The organism is Bacillus sp. 7884-1 (assembly GCF_002272245.1).
GTDB lineage: Bacteria > Bacillota > Bacilli > Bacillales > Cytobacillaceae > Neobacillus.
Window position 1 is genome coordinate 1 of record NZ_NPDD01000308.1, and the last position, 4,185, is coordinate 4,185.

General features: G+C 33.1%; 3 protein-coding genes, 1 pseudogene and 1 other annotated feature. Of the genes and pseudogenes, 2 read left to right on the forward strand and 2 right to left on the reverse strand.

Features of this window, described 5'->3' with window-relative positions; translation table 11 throughout:
* Positions 1 to 306 precede the first annotated feature (306 nt).
* Positions 307 to 465 carry a hypothetical protein gene (locus CHI06_RS30155; RefSeq protein ID WP_179292827.1) on the reverse strand — a complete coding sequence of 53 codons (159 nt, stop codon included), beginning with the start codon at positions 463 to 465 and terminating at the stop codon, positions 307 to 309.
* Positions 466 to 723: 258 nt separating this feature from the next.
* A complete protein-coding gene (gene lysS / locus CHI06_RS28735) occupies positions 724 to 2,184 on the reverse strand; it encodes a lysine--tRNA ligase (RefSeq protein ID WP_095252039.1) in 1,461 nt (486 codons plus the stop codon).
* 97 nt (positions 2,185 to 2,281) lie between these two features.
* Positions 2,282 to 2,549: a binding site (T-box leader), on the reverse strand.
* Between the two features lie 578 nt (positions 2,550 to 3,127).
* Between lysS and CHI06_RS28740 the strand changes: the two are divergent.
* Together CHI06_RS28740 and CHI06_RS28745 are read left to right on the forward strand one after the other, a co-directional pair.
* Positions 3,128 to 3,480, forward strand: a pseudogene (locus CHI06_RS28740) (D-Ala-D-Ala carboxypeptidase VanY); the annotation flags it as partial.
* Positions 3,481 to 3,544: 64 nt separating this feature from the next.
* Positions 3,545 to 4,072, forward strand: coding sequence for a VanZ family protein (locus CHI06_RS28745; protein WP_095252040.1), 528 nt, complete (start codon positions 3,545 to 3,547; stop codon positions 4,070 to 4,072).
* The last annotated feature ends 113 nt before the right edge of the window (positions 4,073 to 4,185 follow it).

Below are 4,185 nucleotides of genomic sequence, written 5' to 3' on the forward strand. Positions count from 1 at the left end.
GTACAATAAGAAAAGCTGCCTCAATGACAGCTCTGATCTTTCACTCAAGCACCCGTTACTTTAAGTACAATACTTCACAAACTTTCTTTCACAAATAAATAGGAGCTGCATAGCAACTCATTACCCGACTCTTAGGCTTAGTTGTTAAGAAAAAAAGAATGTCTTATTTTATTAACGGGTTCCGTTTCCTATCGCAAAACGTGAATTTTACAACTAAAAATGTAAAGTAAAATGCATATCAAAAAAATAAAATAGCCCAGTCCGATATGAACTGAGCTATTCTCTGTATTTATTTTTGCTTCCTATTTAACAACCTCCTGGTCCTTTAGAATTATGCCTTACTATTTCCCCTAACTTCGCAGCTTGTATATTTTCATCAGGAATAGTCATCCCAGTTTTCTTTTCGTAATAAATTGCAATACCACCAATAATAACGACTGGTATCAATAAATATAACCAAATCATAATAACACCTCTATAATATAACTTATTATTAATTATATCATTATTTTTACCTTTTTTTACAATTATTTCTAAAATCAATCTGCATCGTTAGCTCAATAACAAAAAAGGAGCGACACAGTGATCTCATCTTTGACTCTTGCACTCGTTAACTGAATAAGGAACTGTGCCCTAAAAACTTTATTGTTCGATATTTAGTTGGTAACTGGGGTTACAGTCCACCACCTATGCTCAAATATTGAACACTATTATTGTGGGCCACTATAGTTTTTTAGTTAATGGAAATAAAACACAATCTTTAATCGTATCACTATCTGTTAGTACCATTAATAATCGTTCAATTCCAAATCCCCAACCAGAAATGGGCGGCATTCCATATTCCATAGCTGTTAGATAATCTTCATCCATCTCCATAGCTTCTAAATCTCCATTACTTTTAAGATGGGCTTGAGCCTCAAGCCTTCTTCTTTGTTCAAGTGGGTCAACCAGCTCTGAATAGGCATTTATAATTTCCGCACCATTCACCACTAATTGGAACCGGTCTGTAAGAGCAGGGTTTTGATCATTGGCTCTAGCTAGTGGGGATAAATCAATAGGGTGCTTGATTAAAAATGTCGGTTTAACTAGTTGTGGTCGACACATTTTCTTGTAAAGAAGATCAATAAAATTACCTCTCCCTAAAGATTCAATGTCAGAATGTTCTAAGTTGATATTTTTCCTCAACGTTTCTTGATATAAATCCTTTACATCAGGATAAAGGTCTATATCAATCCCTGTGTCTTTTAAGATTAAATCCCTGAAAGAGATAATGTCCCATTCTAGTGAAAAGTTTATTGTTTGACCCTGGATGGGAATGGTAGTTGTTTTAAAGGTTTGATCCAAAACAAACAGAACCATATCACGCATTAAATTCATTGTATCCTCATAATTCCAGTATGCCGCATATCCTTCAACCATTGTAAATTCTTGAAGATGTTGAGGACTAATCCCCTCGTTCCTAAAACACTTTGCAAATTCAAATACTTTGGTAAAACCACCTACGATTAACCTCTTTAAATAGGTTTCCGGTGCAATTCGTAAATTTAATTCAGTATCTAAAGAGTTATGATAGGTCCTAAAAGGTTTAGCTAAAGCCCCCGAGGAAGTATGCTGTAAAACTGGTGTTTCTACTTCTAAGAATTCCTGGTCCTCAAAGAATCTGCGAATGGCACGTACCATTTTGGTTCTGGCTAGTAAACGACTTTGTGTGTCTTTTGTCATCATTAAATCTAAATAACGTTGTCTATATCGAAGTTCAACGTTGCTTAAACCGTGCCATTTTTCCGGAAGAGACCGTAACGCCTTCCCAAGAAACACATAGCTTTCGATACGAAGTGTTTTCTCATTCGTTTTAGTCGAATACATACGTCCTTCCACACCGATAAAATCTCCTATATCTAAAAAATTATGAAACTGATTAAAAGGTTCCTCTCCAATCTCATCCTTTTTCAAAAGAAGTTGTAAGCTTCCTTGTATGTTTGAAATCGTAATAAAACTTAATTTGCTGAAGTTTCTAATACTCATTATTCTTCCGGCAACTCGGACTCCAGAAGTTCCGTCTTCAAGCTGAGAGGCTTCATAAAGTTCATAATTTGTAGAAAACCTTTCAGGATATACTGGAATCCCCTGCGATTTTAAAGTCTCTAATTTCTCTATTCTATAAGCTGTTTGTTCATTACTCATTCTTTTCACTCCAGTCTTTTAGTTGGTTTTTAAGGATTTTTAATTATGGATTTATAATTCTAAACAACAAAAAAACTCCCACCCCCAAGATATACATCTTGAGGACGGGAGTTTATAGCTCCGCGGTACCACCTCAGTTTATTGATATGTCACCATATCAACCTCTTCGGGTACGACAATTTTTTAATAATTGATTATACCCTATCTCTATAACGGGAGATCCCGTCGCAGTATCACTAAGAACGCTCTTAGATCCGTGCGAAGCTCCAAGCCTTTTTTCATTAAGATCATTATTACTCCTTCCCACCTACCGGAGCTCTCTGGAAATAATTAATCAAAATTACTCTTCTCTTCATAGCCATATATTCCGTATTAATTGAAAATATCTTAGCCTAAATAAATGGTTTAGTCAATTGCTATAGAGGATTTATTTTCTTGTTCAACTAAACTGCTCCGTTAGTTGCATAAAGAAAAAGCTGCCTTAAAGACAGCTCTGATCTTCAGCTCATGCACCTGCTAGTTCATTAAGAAAAGCGATTCTTATCGGAACAACTTTATCGACGTGATTACATATTTCACTGGCGGTATGTCAAAATCCATCAATTATTGGTCTTGGTTTTGAATAAAGTTTGATTAAAAATTTTCTGTAAACCCACAAGCTATGGCTAATAAAAGGAAACCATTTTGAATGGACTCTCCGTTTTCTCAAAAAGTTTAATCAAAACTCATTTAGAAATCTTTGATTGAAAAGATAAAGTATCACAACTTTAATCAAAACTTCGCATCTTTCTTACAAACATCGCAATTTTATTTTAAAGACACAATTACCAATGGCGGATTCCTAAGAAGATTAATAATAAAATCCAAGTAAAAATTTAAGAAAAATTTAATATTTACCCCACTTTTTATTTTATAAGTTTTTCCTATCCTATAAACAAGTTACATCAAGGAGGAGACTAAAAATGAAAAATGGGGATTTTTATTGGTTTTTGCATTATTTCTAGTTTTTATTTTTAATATATTACTGATATCCCAAGATAAAGTAGAGGATCAAATATATGAACAAAATGATAATACAGCTACTGAAAATTCACAAAAGATTGAGATTACAGAAGAGCAGATCTATCAAGGGAATCTGCTTTTGGTTAACAGTGAATATGCTGTTCAACAAGCTGGTATAAAATCGGATATCATAAATTTATTTACACACAAAGAATTAACAACCGGATACCAGTTACTTAATAGTGAAATAAAATATCAGAAGAAATAGCTGAAAAATTTTCGGAGATGATAGCATAGTGTAAAGTAGGATAAAGCTAAGATTATAAATTTGAAAAAGAATTAGGAATTGAGGATTTATATGGAAAAATCAAAAAAAATAACTGCTGGCTTGTTGGCCGTATATTTATTTGCATTAACATGGATTATAGTCTTTAAAATGCAATTTTCATTTCAAGGCTTGCCGGATTTTAGGGAAATCAACTTAATCCCTTTTCCTGGTTCAGCTAATGTTAATAATCAAATAGATTTTAATGAAATAATCTATAATGTACTTGCATTTATCCCATTTGGAATTTATATCAGTATGCTAAAACCAAATTGGTCTTTCTCGAAAAAGATTGCAGTAATAGCAGGAGTTAGTTTGTTATTTGAAGTATTGCAATTCATCTTTGCTATAGGAGCTAGCGACATAACTGACCTTATCGGAAATACATTAGGTGGAATTATTGGAGTCGGAGTTTATATTGTATTTTGTAAGCTGTTTAGTACAAAAGCAAATAAAATCCTTAATGTTTTAGCTTCAATCGGAACGATATGCATTGTTGCATTAATGCTGTTATTAATATATCTCAGGATTAGTGGTGTTATTATTTATAAAGTTTCCTAAGTAATTGGAGAATTGCTGTTCATGAAAATTAACAGAGGGTATACAATCAATGACTTTGATACAGCAGGTTCTATATTTATAAAACAAGAATGACAAATATCACAAGCCACCTA